At 67.9% G+C, this 2,907-nt stretch carries 3 protein-coding genes; all 3 read left to right on the plus strand.

Features of this window, described 5'->3' with window-relative positions; all coding sequences use genetic code 11:
• The first annotated feature begins 110 nt into the window (after positions 1-110).
• From flgN to flgL, 3 genes are read left to right on the plus strand one after another with little or no spacing between them, the layout of a single operon-like run.
• Entirely contained in the window at positions 111-596 is a 486-nt protein-coding gene (gene flgN, locus AB0F10_RS45045) for a flagellar export chaperone FlgN (RefSeq protein ID WP_360640675.1), read from the plus strand.
• The gene (gene flgK, locus AB0F10_RS45050) at positions 596-2,005 is read left to right on the plus strand and encodes a flagellar hook-associated protein FlgK (RefSeq protein WP_360640677.1); all 1,410 of its coding nucleotides are present in this window, start codon (positions 596-598) and stop codon (positions 2,003-2,005) included. Before flgN ends, flgK begins: the two co-directional genes overlap by 1 nt.
• Before the next feature lie 19 nt (positions 2,006-2,024).
• A complete protein-coding gene (gene flgL, locus AB0F10_RS45055) occupies positions 2,025-2,903 on the plus strand; it encodes a flagellar hook-associated protein FlgL (protein ID WP_360640679.1) in 879 nt (292 codons plus the stop codon).
• The last annotated feature ends 4 nt before the right edge of the window (positions 2,904-2,907 follow it).

Consider the following 2,907-nt stretch of genomic DNA (forward strand, 5'->3'; position numbering starts at 1 on the left):
GTGGCACGGAACCTCTCAGTCGCGAACGGAACCTGCCGACCAATCCAGGTGAGCAGGGGAGCGGCCGGGTGCGGTCCATCCCGCTCGAGCCGAGAGAGTGAGGAGCCACGGTGAGTCTGACCGACCTTTCCAGCGTGTTATGGCGTTCGCGTGAACTGTTGGAGCTGTTGCTCTTCAAGCTCGAGGAGGAGCAGCTGATCCTCGCGGCGGGCCGGAACCGCTGGCTGGGGCACGCCACGCGGGAGGTCGAGGTTGTGCTCGACCAGATGCGGCAGACCGAGATAGCACGGGCCGCCTACTCGCAGGGCGCCGCGGTCGAGCTGGGCCTTGATCCGGAGGCGTCACTGGGCGAGCTGGCGGACGCCGCCCCGGCGCCCTGGTCGGACCTGCTCCGCCAGCACCGCAAGGCGTTCCTGACGCTGACCGCCGAGATCAGCGGCATGGCGGGCGCCAACCGTGAACTGCTCACCGCGGGGCAGCGGGCCGCCCGCGACACCATGCTCGTGTTCGAGGGCAACGTGGAGACCTACGGCCGGCAGGGCCAAACAGTAGCCGGCGGCGCGCGCCGTCCGAGCCTGGTAGATGAGGCGATCTGATGTCGAGTTCTTTCGGTTCCATCAACACCGCCCTGACCGGCCTGTACGCCAACCGGCGCGGGCTGGACGTGAGCGGCCAGAACATCGCGAACTCGACGACTCAGGGATACACCCGGCAGCGCGTGCAGATGCAGTCGGTGGTCGGCGGAAGCTCGGCCGCCATGTACGCGCGGTCTGACGGTCTCGGCAACGGCGTCGCGGTGACCGACGTGCAGCGGCTGCGCAACGAGTTCCTCGAGGGCCGGGGCCGCACCGAGCACGGCACCAGCGCTTACCTGAACACCCAGTCGTCGATCTACAACTCGATCGAAGACGTCTTCGCCGAGCCCGGCGACACCGCGCTGCAGGCGCAGTTCCACGACATGTGGGCCTCCTGGTCCGACGTGGCGAACGCGCCGAACGACCCGGCGGCCCGCTCGGCGCTGCTGCAGAAGAGCGCGACCGTGGTGGACAACCTGCACAACGCGCACGACGCGCTGGGCTCGCAGTGGGAGGCGCTCCGCGGCCAGGCGGTAGCCAACGCCGCCGAGGTCAACCAGACCGCGTCGGCGATCGCCGAACTGAACAAGAACATCGTGCTGGCCAAGGCGTCCGGCGCGACGGTCAACGAGCTCGAGGACCAGCGGGACCTGCACATCATGCACCTGGCCGAGATGGTCGGCGCCACGACCTCGACGCGTGCGAACGGGGCGGTGGACGTCTTCATCAACGGCGGCGCGCTGGTCAGCCAGTTCAACACGCGCAGCATCGAGATCTCCGGGGTGAAGCGGCTCGAGGACCAGGCGCAGGTCGGGGTGGACCCGGCGCTCTCCGGCGTGCAGGTGCAATGGGCGGACGATCACTCGGCTACGGGTACCGGCGGCCAGATGGGCGCGGTGATGGACTCGCTCACCACCGTCATCCCCGGCATGTCCGCCAAGCTCGACGGCGTGGCCAAGCAGCTGGCCGACACGGTCAACGCGGTGCACACCGGGGCATACGGCCTGGACGGCGTCACGGGCCGGCCGTTCTTCTCCGGAGACAGCGCGAGCACCATCGCCATCGCCCTCGACATGGACAAGCCCGAGCAGGTCGGGGCGGCCCCGTCGGGCGGCACCTTCGACGGTTCGGTGGCCGACAAGCTGTCGCGCACCGGCTCGCTGACCAACGGCCCGGACAAGGCGTACCAGAAGATGATCGCCGACTTGGGCGTGGAGTCTCAGACAACCGGTCGTCGTGCCGATATTCAGGGCAACATCACCCTTCAGATCGACTCGGCCCGGGAGTCGGAGGCGGGCGTCAACCTCGATGAGGAGATGACGAACCTGCTCACGTTCCAGCGCGGGTACGAGGCGTCGTCCCGGGTGCTGACCACGATCGACTCAATGCTCGACCAGCTGATCAACCGCACTGGTCTGGTCGGAAGGTAGGTAGGACGACATGCCCCAGATGAGGGTCACCAATGGCAGCATCACCGCGAGGGTGCTGGCCAACCTGCAGCGCAACGTCGCCCGCAGCGGAAAGATCCAGGAGCAGTTGTCCAGCGGCAAGCAGATCGCCCGGCCGTCCGACTCGCCCACCGGCACGCTGACGGCGCTGCAACTGCGCGGCGAGATGCGGGTCACCCAGCAGTACTCCCGCAACGCCGACGACGGAATGAGCTGGCTCAGCGTCCTCGACGACACGCTCAGCGGGTCGTTGTCCCAGATCAACCGCGCTCGGGACCTTGCCATCCAGAGTCAGAGCGGCGCCGCCACGCCGCTGTCGCGCGAGGCGATGGCCGTCGAGGTGGACAACATCCGGGAGTCGCTGATCGGCGCGGCGAACACCACGTACCTGGGCCGGCCGGTGTTCGGCGGCACCACGACGGGGGGCGTCGCCTACGACAGCGCCGGCGTCTATCAGGGCGACGACGGCGCCGTGCTCCGCACGGTGGGCAGCAACGCCCAGGTGCGGGTCGCCGAGGACGGCAGGGACGTCTTCGGCCCCGACGGCAGCAACATCTTCGCGGTGCTCGCCGACATCTCCGACGGCCTGCGCAACAACGACGTGACGAAGTTGCACGCCGGCATGGACAACCTGTCCGCCGCCGGTGATCTCATCAAGTCGACCCTGTCGGATGTCGGTGCCCGATACAACCGGGTGTCGCAGATGCACGACACGGCGGAGGATCGCCTGGTGACTCTGAAGTCCCAGCTTTCGGACGTCGAGGACATCGACCTGCCGCAGACGATCATGGAAATGCAGCTGCAGCAGACCGCGTATCAGGCTGCCCTGGCCGCGACTGCCAAGGTCATCCAGCCATCCCTCATCGACTACCTGAGGTAAGCAT

The organism is Actinoplanes sp. NPDC026623 (genome assembly GCF_040638275.1).
Taxonomy (GTDB): Bacteria; Actinomycetota; Actinomycetes; order Mycobacteriales; family Micromonosporaceae; genus Actinoplanes.

Excerpts from the sequence above, each read along its gene's own strand:
- flgK (WP_360640677.1), top strand. The coding sequence starts at position 596 with ATGTCGAGTTCTTTCGGTTCCATCAACACCGCCCTGACCGGCCTGTAC.
- flgL (WP_360640679.1), top strand. The coding sequence starts at position 2,025 with ATGAGGGTCACCAATGGCAGCATCACCGCGAGGGTGCTGGCCAACCTG.